At 59.5% G+C, this 274-nt stretch carries 1 protein-coding gene; it reads left to right on the top strand.

All coding sequences use genetic code 11. The features are described from left to right. Nucleotides 1-274 (top strand): non-homologous end-joining DNA ligase LigD (gene ligD / locus AF337_RS28890; protein WP_483150637.1); only part of this gene is annotated, 274 nt, incomplete at both ends.

The raw sequence follows: 274 nt of genomic DNA, 5'->3' as shown, positions 1-274 counted from the left end.
CCTTGATCCAGGTCCGGACGTGCCATTCTCCGCGGTCGTTTCGGCAGCTCGGGAAATGCGGAACCGTCTCGACGAGTTGGGCCTGGTCAGTTTTTGCAAGACCACTGGCGGCAAGGGTCTGCACGTTGTCACTCCGCTTGCGGCCAACAAGCGCAAGCCGCTTTCGTGGGCGCAAGCGAAGGGTTTTGCCCACGATGTGTGCCAGCAGATGGCACGAGACAATCCCGAGCTCTATCTGATCAAGATGACCAAGAGCCTTAGGGATGGCCGGATC

It is taken from the genome of Rhizobium ecuadorense, assembly GCF_001187535.1.
Classification (GTDB): Bacteria; Pseudomonadota; Alphaproteobacteria; order Rhizobiales; family Rhizobiaceae; genus Rhizobium; species Rhizobium ecuadorense.
The sequence above is the reverse complement of the archived record's forward strand: the minus strand, read 5'-3'. Positions and strand labels throughout refer to the sequence as shown.